This is a genomic window from Mesorhizobium sp. B4-1-1 (genome assembly GCF_006439375.1).
Lineage (GTDB): Bacteria > Pseudomonadota > Alphaproteobacteria > Rhizobiales > Rhizobiaceae > Mesorhizobium.
In genome coordinates this window covers 512,240-535,354 of record NZ_VFTH01000001.1, presented here as the reverse complement: position 1 = coordinate 535,354, position 23,115 = coordinate 512,240, and the positions used below count along the sequence as shown (strand labels likewise).

Annotated in this window: 16 protein-coding genes and 2 tRNA genes; 9 read left to right on the top strand and 9 right to left on the bottom strand. The window is 64.7% G+C overall.

Annotation, left to right across the window (positions count from 1 at the left end):
- Positions 1-8 precede the first annotated feature (8 nt).
- Genes FJW10_RS02660 through FJW10_RS02635 form a run of 6 tightly spaced genes read right to left on the bottom strand, consistent with a single transcriptional unit; the run spans position 9 to position 7,269 of the window.
- Positions 9-917 carry a dihydrodipicolinate synthase family protein gene (locus FJW10_RS02660; RefSeq protein WP_140898132.1) on the bottom strand — a complete coding sequence of 303 codons (909 nt, stop codon included), beginning with the start codon at positions 915-917 and terminating at the stop codon, positions 9-11.
- The gene (locus tag FJW10_RS02655) at positions 914-1,501 is read right to left on the bottom strand and encodes a sarcosine oxidase (RefSeq protein ID WP_140898130.1); all 588 of its coding nucleotides are present in this window, start codon (positions 1,499-1,501) and stop codon (positions 914-916) included. The genes FJW10_RS02660 and FJW10_RS02655 overlap by 4 nt, the downstream gene beginning before the upstream one ends.
- The gene (locus tag FJW10_RS02650) at positions 1,502-4,357 is read right to left on the bottom strand and encodes a 2Fe-2S iron-sulfur cluster-binding protein (RefSeq protein WP_140898128.1); all 2,856 of its coding nucleotides are present in this window, start codon (positions 4,355-4,357) and stop codon (positions 1,502-1,504) included. It abuts the gene before it with no gap.
- Positions 4,354-4,620, bottom strand: coding sequence for a sarcosine oxidase subunit delta (locus tag FJW10_RS02645; RefSeq protein WP_140830763.1), 267 nt, complete (start codon positions 4,618-4,620; stop codon positions 4,354-4,356). Before FJW10_RS02645 ends, FJW10_RS02650 begins: the two co-directional genes overlap by 4 nt.
- Positions 4,621-4,622: 2 nt before the next feature.
- Positions 4,623-5,864 (bottom strand): FAD-dependent oxidoreductase, encoded by a 1,242-nt coding sequence (locus tag FJW10_RS02640; RefSeq protein WP_140898126.1) that lies wholly within the window; start codon positions 5,862-5,864, stop codon positions 4,623-4,625.
- A gap of 7 nt (positions 5,865-5,871) precedes the next feature.
- Entirely contained in the window at positions 5,872-7,269 is a 1,398-nt protein-coding gene (locus FJW10_RS02635; protein ID WP_246674086.1) for an MmgE/PrpD family protein, read from the bottom strand.
- 170 nt (positions 7,270-7,439) lie between these two features.
- On the opposite strand from FJW10_RS02635, the gene FJW10_RS02630 reads away from it, so the two are divergent.
- From FJW10_RS02630 to FJW10_RS02620, 3 genes are all read left to right on the top strand, one after another.
- Positions 7,440-8,327: a LysR substrate-binding domain-containing protein gene (locus FJW10_RS02630; RefSeq protein WP_140898124.1), complete on the top strand. Its 888-nt coding sequence runs from the start codon at positions 7,440-7,442 to the stop codon at positions 8,325-8,327.
- A gap of 184 nt (positions 8,328-8,511) precedes the next feature.
- A complete protein-coding gene (locus FJW10_RS02625; RefSeq protein ID WP_140898122.1) occupies positions 8,512-10,167 on the top strand; it encodes an ABC transporter substrate-binding protein in 1,656 nt (551 codons plus the stop codon).
- Between the two features lie 147 nt (positions 10,168-10,314).
- Positions 10,315-12,732, top strand: coding sequence for an FAD-dependent oxidoreductase (locus tag FJW10_RS02620; RefSeq protein WP_140898120.1), 2,418 nt, complete (start codon positions 10,315-10,317; stop codon positions 12,730-12,732).
- Positions 12,733-12,782: 50 nt separating this feature from the next.
- On the opposite strand, the gene FJW10_RS02615 is transcribed toward FJW10_RS02620, so the two are convergent.
- The 3 genes from FJW10_RS02615 to FJW10_RS02595 all read right to left on the bottom strand — a co-directional run bounded on the left by FJW10_RS02615 (position 12,783) and on the right by FJW10_RS02595 (position 15,923).
- The gene (locus FJW10_RS02615; protein ID WP_246674085.1) at positions 12,783-13,700 is read right to left on the bottom strand and encodes an allantoinase PuuE; all 918 of its coding nucleotides are present in this window, start codon (positions 13,698-13,700) and stop codon (positions 12,783-12,785) included.
- 27 nt (positions 13,701-13,727) lie between these two features.
- Complete coding sequence (locus FJW10_RS02610; RefSeq protein ID WP_246674084.1) at positions 13,728-14,804, bottom strand: histidinol-phosphate transaminase; 1,077 nt, start codon at positions 14,802-14,804, stop codon at positions 13,728-13,730.
- Between the two features lie 1,044 nt (positions 14,805-15,848).
- Positions 15,849-15,923: transfer RNA gene (locus FJW10_RS02595), tRNA-Asn, on the bottom strand.
- 211 nt (positions 15,924-16,134) lie between these two features.
- Between FJW10_RS02595 and FJW10_RS02590 the strand changes: the two genes are divergently transcribed.
- From FJW10_RS02590 to FJW10_RS02565, 6 genes are all read left to right on the top strand, one after another.
- Positions 16,135-16,395, top strand: a complete 261-nt coding sequence (locus FJW10_RS02590) for a hypothetical protein (protein WP_140830754.1) — start codon at positions 16,135-16,137, stop codon at positions 16,393-16,395.
- 117 nt (positions 16,396-16,512) lie between these two features.
- Positions 16,513-16,586 (top strand) — tRNA-Cys (locus FJW10_RS02585).
- A 93-nt stretch (positions 16,587-16,679) separates the two neighbouring features.
- Complete coding sequence (locus FJW10_RS02580; RefSeq protein WP_140898116.1) at positions 16,680-17,354, top strand: protein-L-isoaspartate O-methyltransferase; 675 nt, start codon at positions 16,680-16,682, stop codon at positions 17,352-17,354.
- Positions 17,355-17,540: 186 nt separating this feature from the next.
- Positions 17,541-18,923 (top strand): TolC family outer membrane protein, encoded by a 1,383-nt coding sequence (locus FJW10_RS02575; protein WP_140898114.1) that lies wholly within the window; start codon positions 17,541-17,543, stop codon positions 18,921-18,923.
- A gap of 275 nt (positions 18,924-19,198) precedes the next feature.
- A complete protein-coding gene (locus FJW10_RS02570) occupies positions 19,199-19,996 on the top strand; it encodes a PopZ family protein (protein ID WP_140898112.1) in 798 nt (265 codons plus the stop codon).
- 235 nt (positions 19,997-20,231) lie between these two features.
- Complete coding sequence (locus FJW10_RS02565; RefSeq protein ID WP_140898110.1) at positions 20,232-23,015, top strand: valine--tRNA ligase; 2,784 nt, start codon at positions 20,232-20,234, stop codon at positions 23,013-23,015.
- Positions 23,016-23,115 lie beyond the last annotated feature (100 nt).

The window sequence follows — 23,115 nt, the reverse complement described above, 5'->3', positions numbered from 1 at the left end:
CGCGACTCTCAATTGCGGCCGATATGGTCGGCGGCGCTGCCGAGGGCGGCAAGCAGCGCCTGGCCGTTTTCCAGCGTCGCATTCTCATGCGGCGCGCGCAGGTTCAGCCAGCGCCGGTCGCCGGACCTGACCGCAAGCACCGCCTTCATCGCCGGGATCAGCCCGGCATCCTGGATCACCTTCCGGAACGCCTTGATGGCGGCATCCGCTTCGGCGACGTCCTCGCCCTTCCGGGCCGCATCATAGAGGCGGCGGATGGCGGCGGCGTTGAGATTGACGGTCGCCGAAATACAGCCTGCCGCGCCGCTCGCCAGACCCTTGGTGAGCTGCGCCTCGGAACTCGGAAAGACCGAAATACCGGGCGCGGCGGCGATGACGGCGGCCGTGTTGTTCCAGTCACCGGCGCTGTCCTTGTAGGCGACGACCGTGTCCGGAAAGGCCTTGCTCAGCCTTGCCGTCAGCGCCGGGCTGACCGGCACGCCCGAGTTCTGCGGGATGTGATAGAGGATCACGCGCATCGAAGGTTTTGCCACCTTCTCGATCAGCTCGCTGTAGTAACGCGCCTGACCGTTGTCGCCGGCGCCGGTGTAGAAGAAGGATGGCAGCACCATGACGGCAGCGCAGCCGAGCCCAACGGCATGGGCCGACAATTCGACCGTTTCCGGCAGCGCGGTGACGCCGGTGCCGGGCATCAGCCGGTCCGGCGCGATGCCGGCCTCGACCAGCCATTCCAGCGCCTGCACGCGCTCACGCAGCGAAACCGAGAGCGCTTCGCCCGTCGTGCCGAAGGGCGAGAGGAAATGCGCGCCCTGGCCGAGCACCCATTTGGCATGGGATATCCAGAGATCGCGCGCGATGCGGCCGTCGTCCTCGAACGGCGTCAGGATCGGGGCGATGGTTCCTTGGGGGCGAGTCATGAATGTCCTCTATGCTGGTCTGTGTGGCCGGCCATCGCTGCGACGGCGCGGGCGAAGTAGGCCGAGGCGGTGATGTCGAAGAGTATGTCGAAACCTGCCGGCGAACGGAACGTCACGGCCTCGATATGGCCGACGCGCGTCTGGGCGATATCATCTGCACCGAATTTTTGGGGTCTCAGGTCCAGCGCGCAAAGCCCGCTCATCGCTTCGGCAAGGCGAGGACCGGAAAGGCGCATCCACGCCCAGCCTTCCTCGCGCCATGACGAATAGCCTTTCGGCGCAACCGCAGCATGCCAGGTGTTTTTGACGTCGGCGACCGTCTCGCCGGCGTCCTCGGCGAGAAGCAGGATGTCCTCGTTGCCGAGGCGCAAGACCCGCATGCCGCGGTGGTCGCCGATGCGATTGACGGCCGGGAGCGGAATCCCTTGCGCGGCGAGCCAGGCGGCGCTGCCACCGCCTTTCAGGCCGAAGCGCGGCTTGTCTGTAAGATCGCTCAGCGCGACCGCGCCGGAAATCAGCTTCGTGCCGTCGGCCGCGCCGCCGGGCATGAAGGGGTAGACGCGTGTCGCGGTGCCGGCGGCCATCTAGATCTCCTGCCGCGCGTTGGTCGGGTCGAAGAAGGCGTGGGCGACGACCGGCGCCTCGACCAACTCGCCATTGCGGCACTTCACCGTCACGCGGCTGCCTTCCGCCTGGTCGTCGACATGGACATAGGCGAGCGCGATATGAGCCCCAAGCGACGGCGAGTATCCGACCGATGTGATCTGGCCGACCGGGGCGCCGCCGCGCAACACCAGGCAGCTTTCGCCGGGAATATTGCGACTGCCGGCGGGGAATTGCAGGCCGACCAGCTTGCGGGTCTGCCCGAGCCTTGCGCGCATCTCGATGGAGCGCTTGCCGACGAAGAACGGCTTCTTCTTCGAGACCGCCCAACCGAAACCCAGTTCGTCGGGCGTGGTGATCGCATCCGTGTCCTGGCCGATCAGGATGTGGCCTTTCTCCAGGCGCAATATGCGCGACGCCTCCAGTCCATAGGGACGCAGGCCGTGCGGTCTGCCCGCCGACATCACCGCGTTCCAGAGGCTGGGCGCCAGGCTCGAAGGGCAATGCAATTCGTAGCTTAGCTCGCCCGTGAAGCCGATGCGCATCACCCGCACCGGGACGCCGGCGACGGTGCCGTCGCGGCCGCTGAGATAAGGGAAGGCGCCGCGGCTGAAATCGATGTCGCCGTCCAGCGCCTCAAGCACCAGGCGCGCCTTGGGTCCGGTGACGTTGAGGCCTGAGAATGCGCCGGTGAGGTTGAGCACATCGACCTTCAGGCGCCACTCGGCGTTCCAGAACAGCATGTCGGCATAGACGCGCGCGACGGCCCCGGTGGTCGCCGTCACATAGAACCGGTCCTCAGTCATCCGGTAGGCGACGCCGTCATCGATCACCGAGCCCATCTCGTTGAGCATCAGGCAGTAGCGGACGCGGCCGGTGGGCTGGTTGGCATGCGCCATCGTGTAGAGGCGGTCGAGAAATTCACCGGCGTCCGGCCCACGGACCTCCAGCTTGCCGAGCGTCGAGACGTCGAGCAGGCCGACGCCTTCGCGCACGGCGAGTATTTCCTCGCGGACAGCTTCCTCGGCGCTGCTTGCAGCGCCGTAATAATAGGGCCGCCACCATGCGCCGACCGGTTTCATCGCAGCCTTCAGCGCGACGTGCCGCGCATGCAGCGCGGTGCGGCGCTCCAGCACCTCGTGGTGGCCGGCGAGCACGCCGAGCGTTTCCGGCCCAACCGGAGGACGCGCCGTGGTGATGCCGATCTCGCCGACCGTCCTACCGGTTGCCTCGGCGACGATGCGGGCCGTCGCCAGGGCCGAATGACGTCCCTGGCTCGGGCCCATGCCGACGGTGGTGAAGCGCTTGACCAGCTCGATCTCGCGATAGCCGTCCTTGGTCGCGTTCTGCAGATCCTTGACTTGGAGGTCCTCGTCAAAATCGACGAAGTCGCGTCCCTTGGGATCGGCGGCGATCGGCTGCACATAGCGCGGCCGAACGCTCTTCGGCGCGGCCGGAGGTTCTGCCGCAACTACATGGCCGAGCCGCGAAAGCGCGGTTGCAGCCGCATGCCGGCCGCTGGCGATTGCGTCCTGCAACTCGTCCGTCCCGGCAACGGCGCCGGCGAGTTGGACGGGACCGTCCGGGAGCGTGATCGTCATCGTTTGCGTGCCGGCATCGTAGCCGACCTTGCCGCCGGCCTGACACGGCAATTGCCATGCCGGCGCCTGGCCGGTCGAAACAGCCAGCAGGTCGCAGGCGATCCAGCTTCCGCCGACACGGACGCGGGCAAGATGGCGGTTTCCGGCCATGCCTTCCGCCGCCTCGACAGTTGCGCCTTTCCGGATGGCGACACCCTTGCCGCGGAGTTCGGCCTCCAGCGGGCCGGCATCGCCGGCCGGTTTCGGATCGACGAGCTCGACGACCGATACGCCTGCGTCCAGCAGATCGAGCGCCGCCCGGTAGCCGTCTTCATTCGCGGCCAGAACCACGGCGCTGTGACCGGGCCGCACGCCATAGTACCGGATCAGCCGCTGGGCCGCACCCCCGAGCATGATTCCCGGCAGGTCGTTGTTGCGGAAGACAGCCGGCTGCTCGATGGCGCCGGTCGCCAGGATCACCTCGCAGGCACGCGTACGATGAAGCCGATTGCCCTCGATCAGCGGCAGCCAGTTGTCTTCGTACCAGCCATTGCAAACGGTACCGGTCAGCACCTTGAGATTGGGCAGCGCCTCTAGCCGCGATGACAGGCCGGAGAGGGTGGCTGGATCGCAGCGGCCGTAGCTCAGCGAGCCGCCGACCTCGGGGTTCTCGTCACACAGCACCACATCGGCGCCGGCCTCCGCTGCGGCAATCGCGGCGCTCAGTCCTGCCGGACCGGCGCCGACAACGAGCACATCGCAATGCAGGTGCGTCTTGTCGAAATGCCGATGCGGAGCCTTGGTGTCGACCACGCCCAGGCCTGCCTTGCGGCGGATGATCGGCTCCCACAATTTCAGCCAGCTGTCGCGGCGCGGACCCATGAAGGTGCGGTAGTAGAAGCCGACCGGCAGGAAGCGGCCGAACCTGTCGATCACGGCGTCGCGGTCGCGTTCGAGCGAGCCGTTGACGTTCTGAGCGCTGACCCGCAGCCCTTCGCTGATCGGCGTGCGCTCGGCGGCGGCGTTCGGCTCTGACGGCAGCTGCACCAGCGCGTTGGCGTCGGCTCCGGTCATCGACAGGATGCCGCGCGGGCGATGGTATTTGAACGAGCGCGACAGCACCCATTGACCGGAAGCGGCGAGCGCGCTGGCGATGCTGTCGCCTTCGTAGCCCTCGAAGGGCTTGCCCTCGAAGGTGAAGCGGATGCGGCGGCTTCGATCGATCCGACTTCCGAAAGGCGCGGGCAGCCGGTTCATGCGCGATCCCGCTGCTCGGACGCATCGAAGGTGCGGATGATCTCGTTGCTGACGAGATCGCGCTCGGCCAGGAAGAAATAGTTGCTCGGCACGTGCCGCCACCACTCGACCACGATGCCTTTGCGGTTTTCGGCGCGGAACAGGTGCCGCGACCATTCCCTGTCTGCGGTTGCGTTGGGATCGGGCCGCGCGCGCACCGGTCCGAAGGACTGGAACTCGTCGATGTTGCGCGGGCCGTTCATCGGGCAGGTCAAAAGCTTCATCGTCAATGGCTCGCAGCGGTCGCGCCCATTTCATTGAGCAGCCTGAAGGTTTCGAACCGCTCCAATGCAAATGGTTTCAGGATTTCGGGCACACGGCCGTCGGCGATGGTCTCTGCCATGCGCTTTCCAGCGACCGGCGTCGCCTTGAAGCCCCATGTGCCCCAGCCGCAGTCGAGCCACAGATTGGCGAGCGGGCTCGCGCCCATGATCGGGCTGTAGTCCGGCGTCATGTCGGTGATGCCGGCCCATTGCCTCAGCAGCCGCACGCCCTGCAGGAAGGGGAAGAGGTGGACGGCGCCTTCGGCGAGGTGCTCCTTCATGTCGAGCGTCGAGCGCGTCGAGTAGAGCTGGTAGGGATCGGAGCCGCCGCCGATGACGACCTCGCCGCGCGACGACTGCACGAGGTAGGTGTGCAGCGAAACCGACGAGACAAGCGTGTTGAGCCAGGGTTTCAGGGGCTGGGTCACCATCGCCTGCAGCGGGTAGCATCGGATGGGAAGCTCGACGCCGGCCATCAGCGCAACGTCGTAGTTCATGCCGCCGGTGGCGACCAGCACCTGGCCGCAGGCGACGCGGCCTCGGTTCGTCTTGACGGCCTGGACCCGGTCGCCGACGACCTCGAAGCCCTGCACCTCGGTGCGTTGGTGGATCTCGACGCCACGCCGCGACGCCTGGGCGGCGTAGCCCCAGGCGACGGCATCGTGGCGCGCCGTTCCGCCGTCGGCATGCCAGAGCCCGCCGAGGATTTCGAGCGGGCCGCCATAATCCATATTCAGAAGCGGACAGAGCTCCTCGACGCCCTTCTGGTCGACGACCTCGGTACGCGTGCCCATGTGCTTGCCCATTTCGGCGCGCATATGGAAGCTGCGCATCGTCGCCTCGCTATGCGCCAGCGTGAGCTGCCCGCGCTGCGAGAACATGACGTTGAAGTCGAGTTCCTGCGACAGGCGCTCGAACAGTTCGACGCCCTCCTTGTAGAAGGCGATGCCTTCCGACGTGATGTAGTTGGAACGGATGGTGGTGGTGTTGCGCGCCGTGTTGCCGCCGGCGAGATAGCCTTTCTCCAGCACCGCCACGCTCTTTATGCCGTGATATTTAGCAAGATGGTGCGCGCAGGACAGTCCATGCCCGCCGCCGCCGATGATGACGACGTCGTAGGCCGGCTTCAGCTCGGGCGTGGCGGGGATGTCGCCGCTGACCGGATAGTCCCTGCTGAGACCGTATTTCAGAAGCCTGAAGGGCATTGCGCGCTCAGCTCAAAGTCTTGGGAGGATCGTAGAGCAGCGCCGAGAGATCGGAGAAGCGGCTGTCGCGGTCGTTGAGCGAGAGCACCGCGTTGCGGATCGCCGCGGCGCGGCCGGATCCGAGCACTGGTGCTGCGAACTGCATGTATTTGGCCTCGACGTCCTGCGCGGTCATCGGTGCTTCCGGGCCGCCGCGCGCATGCACGTCGCCCGACGCCAGCACGCGTCCGTCCGTGGTCGAGATGACGACGTCGGCCCAGCGACCGGCCGGGAAGCGGGCGCTGTGGCGCTCGGATTCGGTCACCGCGATGCGGCTGAGCATGTCCGCGACCGCGGCGTCGGCGAGCCCGGCGCCGGAAATATGCTCGAGCCCGATACGCCCATGGATGATGAAGGTCGCGACGGCGAAGCGCAGGCTGTATTGCGCCTTCGAAGTCGTGTCCGGCATGCCGTCGAACAGCGTGGCCGCATAATGGAAGCTGTTGACCTGGACGCGGGCGATGTCGGACGGAGCGAGATTGTGCGCCTGGCAGAGCCCGCGCACCGCGTCGATCGCCGCATGCGCCCAGCGGCAGATCGGGTAGGGTTTTACATATTGGTGCAGCGCCTGCCAGAAGACGCCGAGATCCTGCCAGTGCGTCGCGACGTCAGGCGCTTCCACCGTGATCGCCGGCGCGCCGGTGAAGCCGCGCTCTGCAAGCACCGCCGCCGAAAGGCCGATGAGGGCGCCGGGACCGGAGCCGTCATGCAGCATCGTCGGCGTGGCGATCTCGCGCATCATCTGGCTGCGCGGGCCGTGATACTCGGCAATTCCGAGCGCTTCGCGCAACTGTGTTTCATCGAGCCGCCGCAGCCGCGCCGCCACGGCAGCCACGCCCAAGGCGTTCCAGGCGCCGGAGGTATGGTAGTCGCTCACCGTCGCATGCAAGGCGATGCCGGCCCGGCCGGCGACTTCGTAGCCGATCACCAGGGACGCCAGCGCCTCCCGCCCGGTAAGGTCGGGCCTCGCTTCCGCGAGCGCGGCAAGCGCCGGCACGACCGCGACGCCGATATGGCCCTTGGTGGGGCTGTAGCCGTCGTGGCCGTCGAGATTGTCGGTCTGCGTGGCGACGGCGTAGGCCGCGCCGGCAATGCTGGCGCGGCGTCCGTCGAACAGCATGCGGGCCGAATATTGCGGATCGCTTGAACCATAGAGCAGCACGGCGGCGTCGCGCGCGATCCGGCCCGCGTCCATCGGCCCGGCCGCGATGGCGATGCCGAGTGTGTCGAGCAACAGGTAACGCGCCTGTGCCAGCACCGGTTGGGGAAAGACGGAAGCGGGGCGCCGCAGCACGAAATCGGCGAGGCGAGTGAACGTATCGGAACTGACGACAGGCCCCTCACGCCGGTATGACGGCACAGCCACGCGCTAATCTCCCCTGTCTCTCCACAACATCAATAAATTGGGTTCATCGCGCAAGCACGCGATTAGTTTGGCGGCTTTGACCAAAAATATTGATGCCATGTCGCTTGTCTGCGATTGAATGGCCGGTTGCCCATGCGATAGCTATGGCGATCGTGGAGCAGGAGACCCGGATGAAGCCGCCGCCCCCGTTGAATTATATCCGCTCGTTCGAGAGCTCGGCCCGCCATTTGAGCTTCACCACGGCGGCCAAGGAACTGGGCTACACGCAAGCGGCGGTCAGCACGCATGTGCGTGTCCTCGAACATTATATCGGCCGGCAGCTGTTCATTCGCTATCCGCGCAGCCTGAAGCTGACCGAGATGGGGGAGGCGTTCCTGCCGACCTTGCGCCAGGCGCTCGACCAGATCGACCAGGCGACCGAGGCGATCGTCGCGTCGTCGCGCAACCGCACGGTGGTGGTTTCCTGCCCGATGAGCCTTGCCGAGAACTGGCTGGCCGGCTGCATGGCCGCCTTCCGCAAAAAGCACCCCGAGATCGAGATCGTGCTGCACGGCACGATCTGGGAAGACTTGAGCGAGCAGATCGCCGACATCACCATCTCGACGCGGCGCTTCGACGACAGGCCGCCTTCGGCGATCCCGCTCTGGAACGACGAACTGGTCCTGCTCTGCGCTCCCGCCGTGCTCGAGGGCGAGCATGCGCTGAAGACGCCGCAGGACATGCTCAAGGTGGACTGGATCTTCGTGCATGGCCGCCAGGAATATTGGCAGGTGGTGACCGATGCGCTCGGCGTCGACCTGGAGGAGCACGACAAGGGCCTGTCGACCAATGCTTCCAACATCGCGCTCGAGCTTGCCGCCATGGGGGCCGGCCTCGTCGCCACGCAGCGCTCGCTTGCGCATGCCTATATGCGCCGCGGATTGCTCGTCGAGCCGTTTCCGATCCGGCCGCCAAGTCCCTGGAACTACTATCTGACCGAGAGCCAGCTTTCGAAGGGAAACATAGCGCGCACGGTCAAGGAGTGGATCCTGTCCAGGGCCAGGGAAGACGCCGCCTAAACGCGGCAGCGCCGTCGCCTTCAAAAATTTGACGGGCCAATGGCATTGTTTTTTTAGGCCTTCAAGGCCGGCTTTCTGCGGTTTGTGAAAGGCCGAGCCCTTCCGGGATTTTTGCATCGCCCCTAACATGCGTAACCGCAAGGGGAATGTAACGGGCGGAAAAGCCCTGAACCGGAGAACAACGATGACAATGTTCAAGAGCAACGGTGACCGCGTCCCGACGGTCATCGAAAGCTACGCAGCCGAAGTCAAAAGCGACCGGATGGACCGCCGCGAATTCCTGGCCATGGCGAGCGTGATGGGCGCTTCCACGGCGCTGGCCTACTCGATGGCGGGGATCGAGCCGGCCAAGGCCGCGGCGATCGTGCCCGGCAAGAAGGGCGGCATCCTGAAGATGCAGATGATCATCAAGGATATGAAGGATCCGCGCGCCTGGGACTGGTCGGAAATCGCCAATGTCATGCGCCAGTGCAACGACTACATGATCCGCTACACCACCGACTTTACCTTCGAGGGCCACCTGGTCGAAAGCTGGGAGGTGAGCGATGACGCCATCGAATACACGCTGCATCTGCGCAAGGGCGTGAAATGGTCGAATGGCGACGACTTCGACGCCGACGACATCGTCCATAATATCGAACGCTGGTGCGATAAGGCGGCCGAGGGCAATTCGATGGCCGGCCGCATGGGCTCGCTGATCGACCCCGCCACCAAGAAGGCGGCCGCCGGCGCCATCACCAAGATCGACGACCACACGGTGAAGCTGAAATGCAACCAATCGGACGTCACCATCATTCCGGGTTTTTCCGATTACCCGGCGGTCATCGTCCATCGCGACTTCGACAAGAACGGCGCCGACATGCTCAAGACGCCCGGCACCGGCCCGTATGAACTGATCTCCTACAAGGTCGGCGAGTCGGCTTCGGTGCGGCGGCGCAAGGACTTCACCTGGTTCGGCGGCGAGCCCTATCTCGATGGCGTCGACTGGACCGACTACGGCTCGGATGCGTCCAACCCCGCCATCGGCAGCGCCTTCGAGGCTGGCGAGATCGATTGCAACTACCAGACCGTCGGCGGCACCGTCGACCTCTATGACAGCATGGGCCTGGTCAAGGAGCAGGTGGTCACCGCCGGCACGATCGTGCTGCGCACCAACGTGACCAACAAGCCTTACGACGACAAAAGGGTGCGCAACGCCATCCAACTCGCGGTCGACAACGAGACGGTGCTCAAGCTCGGCTATAGCGGCTTGGGCCAAGTTGCCGAGAACCACCATGTCTGCCCGATCCATCCGGAATATTACGCGCTGCCGAAAGTCCCGCGCGACCTCGCCAAGGCAAAGGCGCTGATGGCCGAGGCCGGCCAGACGGACCACGAGTTCGAGCTCATTTCCTATGACGCCGACTATGTGAAGGATCCGGCCGACGTCGTTGCCGCGCAGATGCGCGACGCCGGATTCAAGGTCAAGCGCACCATCATTCCAGGCTCCTCGTTCTGGAACGACTGGACGAAATATCCGTGGTCGACCACCGACTGGGGCATGCGGCCGCTGGGCGTGCAGGTGCTGGCGATCGCCTATCGCAGCGGCGAGGCGTGGAACGAGTCGGGCTACGCCAATCCGGACTTCGACAAGAAGCTCAACGCGGCTATGGCCATCGCCGACCCCGAGAAGCGCAAGGAACTGATGAAGGACGTCCAGTTCATCCTGCAGGACTCCGGCATCCTCGTCCAGGCGTTCTGGCGCTCGCTCTACCGTCACCACGCCGCTTACGTGAAGAACCTTGGCATGCATCAGACGTTCGAACTGCAGCTGGATAAGGTCTGGCTGGACAAGGCCTGAAGCGGTCAATCGCGACAAGTATCTCAGGGGCGCGTGTTGCGCCCCTGAATTCGCCGGCGACTGTGATTGCCCAGTCGGCTAAACCAACTCGCAGAGCGTTTCGAAAGAACGCGAGACAAGTCGCCGAACAAAGGAAGAAACCTCGATATGCGTACTCATGCACAAGCCGTTGTCATTGGCGGCGGTCTGATCGGCTGCTCGATCCTCTATCACCTCGCCAAGTTCGGCTGGACGGATGTCGTCCTCCTGGAGCGCAGCGAGCTGACCTCCGGTTCGACCTGGCACGCGGCCGCCAACATCCACGGCCTGCATGATTCCACCAATATCAGCCGCCTGCAGCATTACACGATGGCGCTCTACAAGGAGCTGGAGGCCGAGACCGGCCAGGGCTGCGGCATCTTCCAGCCGGGCTCGCTCTATCTCGCCCAAACGGAGGCGCGCGAGCATCAGCTGAGGCTTCAGGAAGCCAAGGCGCGGCGCTACAAGATGAATTTCTACGAAGTCGGCCGCGACGAAGCCGAGCGGCTGCATCCGCTGGTCGATTTCGACGGCATTCGCTGCATCATGTATGAGCCGGAGGGCGGCAATGTCGATCCGTCGGGGGTGACGGCGGCCTATGCGGCGGGTGCCCGCCAGCGCGGCGCCGAGATCCATCGCTTCACACCGGTCACGGCGACCGAGGCGCAAGCCGACGGCAGCTGGATCGTGCGCACGCCGAAGGGCGACATCCACACGCAATGGGCGGTCAACGCCGCCGGCCTATGGGGCAGGGAGGTCGCCGCCATGGCGGGGCTGCAATTGCCGCTGATCCCGACCGAGCACCAGTATTTCGTCACCGAGACCATCCCCGAGATCGCCTCGATGGGCCGGCGCCTGCCGTCGGTCGCCGATCGCGACGGCGAGTATTATCTGCGCCAGGAAGGCCTGGGGCTGCTCATCGGCGCCTATGAGCGCAACATGAAATTCTGGGCAGAGGACGGCACGCCGATGGATTTCGGCCACGAGCTGTTTCCCGACGACCTCGACCGCATCGAGGAAAACATGATGCGCGCCGTCCAGCGCGTCCCGGCCGCCGCCACCGCCGGCGTCAAGAAGGTGATCAACGGCCCGATGATCTGGTCGCCCGACAGCGCGGTGCTGTTCGGGCCGGTGCCGGAGCTCAGCAACTATTTCTGCTGCAACGGCATCATCCCGGGCTTCTCGCAATCGGGCGGCATGGGCAAGCTTGCGGCCGAATGGATGATCGAGGGCGAGCCTTCGCTCGACATGTTCGGCTGGGACATGGCGCGCTTCGGCCATTGGGCCGGCAAGGCCTTCACCAAGGCCCGCGTGCAGGACCAGTACAGCCATCGTTTCAAGATCCATTTCCCGAACGAGGAGCGCGCCGCCGGCCGTCCGGTGAGGACCCGTCCGGTCTACGAGATGCAGAAGCAAATGGGCGCCGTGTTCGGCCTCAATTTCGGCTGGGAACATCCGCTGTGGTTCGCCGCGGAAGGCGAGCCGCGCGAGGAGACGATCGGCTTCACGCGCCAGAACTGGTGGGGGCCGGTCGGCCGCGAAGCCCGCATGTTGCGCGAGCATGCCGGCATCATCGACATCTCCAATTTCGCCAAATACGAGGTGAAGGGGCCGGACGCGGAAGCCTGGCTGAATGCGGTCTTCGCCAACCGCATGCCGACCAAGGTCGGCAACTCCTGCCTGACGCCGCTGATCGGCAAGCGCGGTGGCATCGCCGGCGACTTCACCGTGACCAGGCTCGCGGACGACGCGTTCATGGTGATCGGCTCGGGCATGGCCGAACGCTTCCACCAGCGCTTCTTCAAGTCCGTGCCGCTGCCGGCGGGCACGACCTTCCGCTCGCGCACGGAGGAGCTTGGGGGCTTCAACGTCGCCGGGCCGAAATCGCGCGAATTGCTGCAGCGGCTGACCAATGACGACCTGTCGAACGAGGCCTTCCCGTTCATGCGTTCGCGCCAGATTACGGTCGCCGGCGTCGATGTCGTGGCGCTGAGGGTCTCCTTCACCGGCGATCTTGGCTGGGAGCTGCATTGCCAGGCAGCCGACCAGGTCGAGCTCTATCGCGCGCTGCTCAAGGCAGGCGCGGAAGTCGGCGCCGGACCGGTCGGCTCGCGGGCACTGATGTCGCTGCGCGTCGAGAAGGGCTACGGCAGCTGGAGCCGCGAATATTCGCCGGAATACTGGCCGCAGGAGGTCAAGCTCGACAGGCTGATCAAGACGGACAAGGAATTCCTCAACCGCGAAGCCTATCTCGCCGTCGCCGACAGGCCGGCCCGGGACGAACTGATCATGCTTTCCGTCTCGGCCAAGGACGCCGACGCCACCGGCGGCGAGCCGATCTTCCTGCCGGACGGCACGCCGATCGGCCAGGTGTCGTCCGGCGCCTATGGCTATTTCGTCGATCAGTCGCTGGCGATGGGCTACGTCAAGGCCGGAACCGCCAAGGCCGGCGACAAGGTGACCGTCGCCATCCTCGGGCGGCCGCATGACGCGGTGCTGCTCGCGCATCCGCCGTTCGACCCGGAAGGCAAGCGGCTGCGCTCGTAGCGGCCGCTATTGCTTGAGAATTGGTCGGCGGCGACCGTGCCGCCGACGGCTCAGCCGCCGAACCGGTCCAGCCAATGGCGGGCGAGGTCGGAGCGGCGGCAGACCCAGATGTCGGGATGGGACGTGACCTTGTCGAGGAAGCGCTCCAGCCCGATCATGCGACCCGGCCGCGCCGCCAGCCGGCAATGCAGCGACACCGTCATCATGCGCGGGGTCTTCTGGCCTTCCTTCAGAAGCCAGTCGACGCCGTCGCTGACATATTCGAAGAACTGGCTGCCCGTCTCCAGGCCTGAACCGCGCGAAAAACGGCTGTCGTTGTTGTCGAAGCTGTGCGGCACGACAAGGTGCCGCCTGGCGCCGACGTCGACGAAATAGGGCAGGTCGTCATTGTAGTCGTCGCAGTCGAACAGGAAGCCGCCATGTTCGACCACCAGCCGCCTCGTGTTGAGGCTTGGCCGGCCGGTGTACCAGCCCTGCGGATCGATGCCGGTGACCTTGCGGACCGCATCCACCGTCATGGCGATATGCTGGCGCTCTTCCTCTTCGCTGAGCGGCGCGTAGTCGATCCAGCGCCAGCCATGGCAGACAATGTCGCTGCCAAGTGCCGCGATCGCCTTGCCCGCCGCCGGGTTGAGCTCCAGCGCGCGCCCGACGACGTAGAAGGTCGGGATCACGCCCTTGTCCTGGAACAGCGAGATCAGCCGCCAGACGCCGACGCGCGAACCGTACTCGTAAAGCGATTCCATGTTGCGGTTGCGCAGGCCGGGTGCGGCGGGCGCCACGGCAAGGTCGGACAGGATCGCTTCGGAGACGCCGTCGCCTTCGCCGATGCTGTATTCGGCACCTTCCTCGTAGTTGACGACGATGTTGAGCGCCAGTTTCGCGCCGCCGGGCCACTCAGCCTGCGGAGGCTGCTCGCCATAGCCGATGAAATCGCGGGCGGGCAGATACGGCATATGGGACGTCACGTCTTGTAAACCCCCTCGGATGGATCCCTACCAGCATTGCCGGCCGCGTATGGCGATCAGGGCGCGCAGCGTGCGGTCCATGACGTCCTGCGGCCCGACCGTTATCCTCAGGCAGTCGGCGAGGCCGTAACCGGAGAGGCCGCGCGCGATGATATCGGCGCCGCGCAAAGCGTTGTCGGCGGTGGTGGCTGCCGCCGCGTCGGCAAAGCGGACCAGGACGAAATTCGTCCGGCTTTCGGGGACCTCGTATCCGGCGGTCCGCAAGCCCTGCGCGAAGTGGTCGCGGATATCCGTGGTGCGCGCCACGATGCTGCGCGTATAGGCCTGGTCCTCGACCGCCGCGACGGCCATGGCGAGGCTGACCGTCGAGACCTGGTTCGAGTTCTGCATCTTGCGCACTTCGGCGGCGATCTGGGGCGCGAACAGCCCCCAGCCGACGCGCGCGCCGGCCAGCCCGTAGGCCTTGGACAAGGTGCGCAGGACCACGGTGTCGCCGCGCCCGGCCAGCGCAAAGACGGCTTGCGGATCCTGGTCGTCGAATTCGCCATAGGCTTGGTCGATCACCAGGAGAACGTTGCCGGGCAGCGCCGCGCGCAGGCGCAGCAGCTCGGCGTTCTTGATTCGCGTGCCGGTTGGATTGCCCGGATTGCAGACGAACACGATGCGCGTTGCCGGCGTGAGAGCCGCAAGGATGGCGTCGATCGAAACCTCGAAGCCGCGTTCCGCAGCCTTGACGTAGGTCGCCCCGACGCGCGCGGCCGCCGAGGCGGCGAAATTATAGGCATAATCCGTGCCCAGCACTTGCGTGCCCGGACCGGCGAAGGCCGCGATGGTGCAGGCGATCAGCTCCATCGAGCCCGCGCCGCACAGGATAAGATCGCGCTCGACCCCATAGGCCCTGGCGATCGTGCCGCGCAGCAAGGTCCAGTCCGGGTCCGGATAAAGGTGGCTGCGCGCCGCGGCATCGCGGCCGGCCTCGATCGCCTTGGGGCTGGGCGGGAAGGCGCTCTCGTTCTGGGCCAGCGTCGGCCGATCATACCCGCCGAAATTCGCCAGCGCGAAAGCGGACATGGCCTCGATATGGGCGGTGGCTTTCAGGGGCACGGCATAAAAGGTCCGGCTGTCGGCTTGTCGGCAAGGTGTTGCGCAGTGAAGGCTAAGGCAGGGCGGCCAACCCGCAAAGCAAAATTCGCCGGCACAATGACTATGGGAATTTGGCCCATGCGGGGTGTGGAGGCAGCGGCCGACCAGGCTCTCTTTTCTCGACTAGCAGGGTCACTAGCCTTATTCGCTATCAGCATGATCGAGACCGTCATCAAAAGCACGATGAATGTCCAAATCACCACGTTTGCGGACAGGCGCCAGCGGCGACCTTGTCTCATGCGTTTTCGCCAACGATCGGCTTGATTGGCGCCCTCGTATTCCCCCAAGCTATCCCCACAGCCGCGGCCTAGCCCGAGCAAGAGTAGCCTGGCGCAAGGGGTCGGAATAGTGGGAAGGAATGAGGCCGCCCCGATGGGCGCCACGCGGGCACTGGCCGCCGCTTCCGATTCCCCGCCATGCGCTGCTCAGTGTTTTGGCCAGAGATGGCTAGATGTCGTATCGGGGGACTATCTTCGGCGACCGCAGTTCCTGCGCGATCTTTGCCGCTTGGAAGATTGTCATGAGAACGTAGGTCGTTTCACCTTCGGTCGAGTTTATGGCCAAGACCACGCGGCCAATTTCGTCACTCATGGCGCACGACCAGTCTTTGACTGCAATTGTCCGTTTTCCCGCCATGTGCCCCTGCCTTCCCGTCGCGAGGTTACTTGGCGTTGTGAAGACCAGCAATTTGGACTGAATGCCCATTCCGTTGGGCCTAACGTCGTTCTCTCCCTTGTTTGCCTTCAACTCAGGAGCAATCGAAATGCCCGTCGTCAGATTGGCGAATTGCGGTGGCTAATGATCAAAGCCAGCGCTTCTGGTTCAGCAATCCGAGGCTGGCTGCAAAAGGAAAAGGTGCACTGTCACTGTAATTCGTTGTTACGGCGCTTGACGTTCATGCCGCCAAAATTGTGCGCGCGGATCGATCGCCTTACGCAGAGCGCGCGAATTAACCAGTAAAACCAATACGTTAGAAGCGATGGAGGTGATTTGTGAGCGCAGAATTGGCTCCCCGGGCCGGATTCGAACCAGCGACCAACCGGTTAACAGCCGGTTGCTCTACCACTGAGCTACCGGGGAACGGAGGCTCTGACGTAAGTGGCGCAGCCTATAGCAAACACCTTTCGGCTTTGCAAAGCAGCAATTCGCAATTTTTCTCCAGTTTTTAATGCGGCTATATGTGGCATCGTTTCGGCGCGCACACATATGAAGGGCGTCACACCGGCGCGAAACAAAGCGGTCGGTTACCGCATTGATACGGCATCGGTCGTAGATGGGATCTGATTTTTGAATGACGGCAACTGACGACGACAGCGCCCCGGCGCGGAAAATCACGGTTTTCGGCCGCGAGTTCGCCATGCCCCGGTCGCGCGGCCTGCGGATCGCGATCGGGGTGCTGCTGACCATTGGCGGAATTCTGGGATTCCTGCCGATTCTCGGCTTCTGGATGATTCCGCTCGGCCTCCTGGTGCTGTCCTACGAATTCGCACTGGTGCGGCGTCACCGGCGGCGTTTCGTCGTCTGGTGGGAACGCCGGCGCCGGCCCGACTGAGCGCCTGCGGCGGCTCCGCCTCAGCGATGCCGGACCCATGACAAATGACGCGCGAGCGCTTGACGACCTTTGAGCGCCAACATAATGAGTTCGCTCGGAACGCCGGGAGCATTGCGAGGCCTCGTGGCGGAGTGGTTACGCAGAGGACTGCAAATCCTTGCACCCCGGTTCGATTCCGGGCGAGGCCTCCAGATGCTTGCGGGCTCCAGCGCAATCGCGCCGGAGCAGGGGTTCCAGTCGAAGTTTTGGCCGCGCGTCTGGCGTGGAGAGCGGATTGTTGGGACATGAGCGCTGATTTCTCCGAACGCCGCGTGAAGATGGTCGACGGCCAAGTCCGGACCACCGATGTGACCAGCGCGCCGCTCCTCGAAGCGATGTTGGCCGTTCCGCGCGAGGCCTTCGTCGGCGCCGGGCAGCAGGATCTGGCCTATATCGACGAAGACATCCGCATTTCCGACGGAGCGAATGGCGGCGACGCACGCTACCTGATGGAGCCGTCGCCGCTCGCCAAGCTTTTGCAGCTGGCTGAAATCGACGCGGGCGATTCGGTGCTGGATGTCGGTTGCGGCACCGGCTATTCCGCCGCGTTGCTGTCGCGGCTCGCGCGCTCCGTCGTCGCGCTGGAGAGCGATCCCGCGCTGGCGGAGGCCGCCAAATCCACGCTTTCCAGCCTTGGCTGCCAGAACGTCACGGTGGTCACCGGGCCGCTGCCGCAGGGGCAGGCCGCCAAAGGACCCTACAACGCCATCCTCATCGGCGGCAGCGTCGAGGAAGTGCCGTCGGCATTGCTCGACCAGCTTGCGGAAGAAGGCCGCCTGGTTGTGGTCGAAGGGCGGGGCAACTCTGGCGTGGCCCGGCTGTTTTTCAAGGCAGGAGGGGTTGTAACCGGAAGAAGGGCCTTTAATGCGGCAATTAAGCCACTACCGGGCTTCGAACGTGCTCACGCGTTTGAATTCTGAGCGTTTTTGCCTTGCAGCGAATGCGCTGTCATGATCGCTTGCGCCTGACAATCGTTGCTGATTTGGTTAACCGGGTGTTTTCGGGAGGCCGTCAGCGGGGGAACGATAAACAACGCGGCGCCGGCCGATCCGTATGGGTAGGCTGACGTGGCGTGGTTCCCATGCAAAACGAATGAGGGAAATAACGTGCCGCCTCTACGCAAGAGTGTTTTAGTAGCTATCCTTGTTTCGGCCACAGCGCTTTCGCCGTTGGCCGCCTCCGCCGAAACCATTACGGGCGCGCTCGCCAAAGCCTATCAGTATAACTCCCAGTTGAATGCTGCCCGCGCTGGCGTGCGCGTCACCGACGAGGGCGTCGCCATTGCCAAATCGGGCTGGCGTCCGACCGTCACCGGTTCGGCCAACATCGACTACACCAACGTACATGGCTTTGGCACCAGCAGGAGAATAACGACGGGCAGCTTCGGCGTGCAGATCAACCAGACGCTGTTCGACGGGTTTCAGACCAAGAACAATGTCGCCGCCGCCGAATCGCAAGTAAAGGCTTCGGTCGAAAGCCTGCGCAACACGGAAGAGAACATCTTGTTCAACGCGGCCAGCGCCTATATGGACGTCATTCGCGATCGCCAGATCGCGGTGCTGACCGAGCAGAACCTGCAGTTCCTGTCCGAGCAGGCGCGCGCCGCCCGCTCGCGCTTCGAGGTCGGCGAGGGCACCCGCACCGACGTCGCCCAGGCCGATGCCTCCCGCGCAACGGCCGTGGCGCAGTTGAGCGCCGCCCGCGCGACGGCGCTGGCAAGCGCCGCCACCTACCACCAGATCGTCGGCGACGAGCCTGGCAAGCTCAAGGCAGCCTCGCCGCTTGGCAAGCTGCTGCCCGGTGGCGTCGATTCGGCCTTGGCCATCGCTTCCGCCGAACATCCCGCCATTCTGGCCACACAGCATCTCGTCGATGCCGCCGCCTTTTCGGTGAAGTCGTCGGAAGGCGCGCTGCTGCCGCAGGTGACGGCCTCGGCCGGCGTTTCGGACGACTACAGCCACACCGTTCCCAGCTCCATCAGCAGCCCCAACGGTAGTTCGACATCGGCCAATATCGGCGCTTCGCTCACCATTCCGATCTATTCGGGCGGTCGGACCTCGGCGCTGGTGCGGCAGAGCAAGGAATCACTGGGCGAGGCGCGCATCCAGGTCGATGTCAGCCGTGACCAGGTGCGCCAGGCCGTGGTCTCGGCCTGGACGCAATATGTCGCCGCGCGCCAAAGCGTGGATGCCAACAGGCAGGTGATCGATGCCGCGCAACTGGCGCTCAACGGCGTCATCGAAGAGCGCAATGTCGGCCAGCGCACAACGCTGGATGTGTTGAACGCGCAGAACGCGGTCATCACCGCCAAGATCAACCAGGCCAGCTCCGAACGCGACGTGGTCGTGGCGAGCTATGCCATCCTGTCGGCGATGGGCCGGCTGTCGGTCGATCGTCTTGGGCTGGCGGTCACCAAATACAGGCCCGAAGAGCATTACAACGCCGTCAAGGACAAGTGGTTCGGACTGCGCACGCCCGACGGACGCTGATTTCCGGTATGCTTCCAGCAAGCGCCGCGTGTCCGATGGACACGCGGCGTTTCTTTCCGGGCGGCTCATGGGGCTGCGTCGCCTAATCTGTTGAAATCCAACGCGTCCCAAGATTGGGGATTCTCGGATGACGATCGGTCGGTTACGCTGTCGCCATTGATTCGAATTCCGACCTGGGCAGGAACGGAATTCCTGAATGGGTCAAGTTCTTGAACGGGTCAGTTCTCGGACAGGGTCGAGTTCTTGGGCAGGTCACTGGGGCGGCGGATGTGACGATGGCGACGGCAAGCAGCGCGCAGCGCGAACCTTCCATGGAAGAGATACTGGCTTCGATCCGGAGGATCATCGAAGACAGCGACACCGGGCGCAAGCAGCCGGCCGAGGCCGGTGAACTGCGTCAGGATCTGGAGCCGGCCGCGGTTAGCGTACCCACGGTCGAGGTCGACGCCTTTCGTTCCGAATTGCATGCCGACACCGGCCCGCGCAAGCCAGCGACGCTGGCGGAGGTCCAGGCCCAGCTGGCCGCGGCCGATCCGGCGGTCGCACGCGTCGAGGCTCGTCCCGAGCCGGTCAAGGCGGCTGCGGCTGCGGTCGATCCCGAGGGCGCCGAGCCGAGCGCGCAAGCGGCCACGAGCAGGCCGGCCGCGGCAAATGCGCCGCAGGCAGCCGAGACCATTGTCGCCGATTGGCGGCGCGAAATAGCGGCGGTCGGCGGCAGCACGGTTACCGCAAGACCGGCCGTCCGGGTCCCGGAAGCCGCGCCGAGGGTCGAGATCGAGAAGCAAGAGCCGGCGTTTGAAGCTGCCGCGCATGCCAGCGCTCCCCGGGCATCCGAACCGGAGGCACAGCCGGCCCGGCCCACGATCCTTTCCGAGCATACGGGCCGGCAGGTTGCCGCGGCCTTCGGCGAGCTTTCCGATGCTTTTGCCAGCCGCGGCAAGAAGAGTTTCGACGAGATGGCCGAGGAGATGCTGCGGCCGATGCTGCAGGATTGGCTCGACAACAATCTGCCGACGCTGGTCGAAAGGCTGGTGCGCGAAGAGATCGAGCGCGTGGCGCGCGGGGCGCAGTAAGCTGCCGCAACACGCAAGCTGAAAAGCGCCGCCTTCGGGCGGCGCTTTTGCTTTGGGACCCGCTGCGCCCTTGCAGTCGACCTGCATCGGGCGAGCCGCCATTGCGGCACCGGCCGGGATTGTCGCCGGTCGCGGCATGCCTATCTGTAAGAGCGATCGCAGTTCTCGCGGTTGACTCGGCCAAGACCTTCCGATTTACACCGGACGCTTGTTCCCGACAGTTCGGACCTCCTCCATGCTTGATAAGACCTACGACGCCAAAGCCGTCGAGCCGAAGATCGCCAAAATCTGGGAAGAGGCCGATGCCTTCCGGGCGGGCGCCGGCGCGGAGGAAGGGGCCGAAGCGTTCACCATCGTCATCCCGCCGCCGAACGTCACAGGTTCGCTGCATATGGGCCATGCGCTCAACAACACGCTGCAGGACATTCTCGTGCGCTTCGAGCGCATGCGAGGCAAGAACGTGCTTTGGCAGCCCGGCATGGATCATGCCGGCATCGCCACGCAGATGGTGGTCGAGCGCCAGCTCATGGAAAAGCAGATCCACCGCCGCGATCTGACGCGTGAAGAGTTCATCGAGAAAGTCTGGGAGTGGAAGGCCGAATCCGGAGGCGCGATCTTCAACCAGCTGAAGCGGCTCGGCGCCTCGGCCGACTGGTCGCGCGAACGCTTCACCATGGACGAAGGCTTGTCCAAGGCGGTTCTGGAAGTCTTCGTCACCCTCTACAAGGAAGGCCTCATCTACAAGGACAAGCGCCTTGTGAACTGGGACCCGAAGCTGCTTACCGCCATTTCCGACCTCGAGGTCGAGCAGCACGAGGTCAACGGCAATCTCTGGCACTTCCGCTACCCGATCGAAGGCGAGGCGTTCGACCCTGAGAACCCGAAGACGTTCATCACGGTGGCGACGACGCGTCCCGAGACGATGCTCGGCGACACCGCCGTGGCCGTGCATCCGGACGACGAGCGCTTCACCGATCTGGTCGGTCGCAACGTCGTGCTGCCGATCGTCGGCCGCAAGATTCCGATCGTCGCGGACGAGTATTCCGATCCGGAGAAAGGCTCCGGCGCGGTCAAGATCACGCCTGCGCATGACTTCAACGACTTCGAGGTCGGCAAGCGTCACAAGCTGCCGGCGATCAACATCCTGACGGTCGAAGCGGACATCAAGCTCAAGGACAATGAGGACTTCCTCGCCGGTCTCGAGGTCACGCCGGAGCGCCAGGCCGTATGGGACGAGCTGGACGGGCTCGACCGTTTCGCCGCGCGCAAGAAGATCGTAGAGCTGATGGAGGCCGGCGGCTTTCTGGAAAAGGTCGAGCCGCATCGCCATGCCGTTCCCCATGGCGACCGCGGCGGCGTGCCGATCGAGCCTTTTCTGACCGACCAGTGGTATGTCAACGCCGCCGAGCTCGCCAAGCCGGCGATTGCCTCGGTGCGCGAAGGTCGTACCAACTTCGTGCCGAAGAACTGGGAGAAGACCTATTTCGACTGGATGGAGAACATCCAGCCCTGGTGCATCTCGCGCCAGCTCTGGTGGGGACACCAGATCCCGGCCTGGTACGGGCCGGACGGGCGCGTCTTCGTCGAAAAGACCGAGGAGGAGGCTTTAGCCGCGGCGATCGAATATTACCTTGCGCTGGAAGGGCCGTGGAAGGCGTGGGTCGAGGACAAGCTGGAAAACTTCCAGCCGGGCGAGATCCTGACCCGCGACGAGGACGTGCTCGACACCTGGTTCTCGTCCGCGCTGTGGCCGTTCTCGACGCTCGGCTGGCCCGATCAGACGCCGGAGCTCAAGACCTATTACCAGACCGACGTGCTGGTGACCGGCTTCGACATCATCTTCTTCTGGGTCGCCCGCATGATGATGATGGGCCTGCACTTCATGGACGAGGAGCCGTTCCACACCGTCTATGTGCATGCGCTGGTGCGCGACAAGAACGGGCAGAAGATGTCGAAGTCGAAAGGCAACGTCATCGATCCGCTCGACCTGATCGACGAATATGGCGCCGACGCGCTGCGCTTCACGCTGACCGTCATGGCGGCGCAAGGGCGCGACGTGAAGCTCGATCCGGCCCGCATCGCCGGCTACCGCAATTTCGGCACCAAGCTGTGGAACGCGACGCGCTTCGCCGAGATGAACGAGGTCGCGCGCGACGACGAGTTCTGGCTGAACGACGCCAAGCTGCCGGTCAACCGCTGGATCCTGACCGAGCTGACGCGGGCGGCGCGCGCTGTCACCGAAGGCATCACCAGCTACCGGTTCAACGAGGCGGCGGGCGCGGCCTATCGGTTCGTCTGGAACCTGTTCTGCGACTGGTATCTGGAACTGTTGAAGCCGGTGTTCATGGGCACGGACGAGGCCGCCAAGGCCGAGAGCCGGGCCTGCGTCGCCTTCGTGCTGGACGAGATCTACAAGCTCCTGCATCCGATGATGCCGTTCATGACCGAGGAACTGTGGGCGCAGACCGCCGGCGAGGGCAAGCAGCGCTCGTCGCTGCTGTGCCACGCCGCCTGGCCGTCGCCCGACTTCGGCGACGAAGAGGCCGCTACCGACATCAACTGGCTGGTCGACCTCGTTTCGGGCATCCGCTCGGTGCGGTCGGAAATGAATGTGCCGCCGGCGGCGATCGCGCCGCTGATGGTGATCGGCGCCAACACGCTGACGCAAGAGCGGCTGGAGCGTCACGCCCAGGCGATCAAGCGGCTGGCGCGCGTCGGCGATATCGCGCTCACCGATGCGCCGCCCAAGGGCTCGGCCCAGATCGTGCTCAACGAGGCGACGGTGAGCCTGCCGCTCGGCAGCCTGATCGACCTCCAGGGCGAGGCCGCGCGGTTGCAGAAGGAACTGGCGAAGGTGACCGAGGAGATCGCCCGCCTGCACAAGAAGCTGTCGAACGAAAAGTTCGTCGCCAACGCGCCGGAAGAGGTGGTCGGGGCCGAGCGTGAGAAACTCGCCGAATACCGCGAGGCGCAGGAGAAGCTTTCGGTGGCTCTGACCAGGGTCCGCGACGCCGGCTGAGCGTCAAGATTCGGCCTCGCTCCAAAGGCGCTTTCCGGTACGTTAGCTGCCTCGAAAATGGGCGTGCCGCTACGTTAATTTTGACGTAAACGGAAAGTTT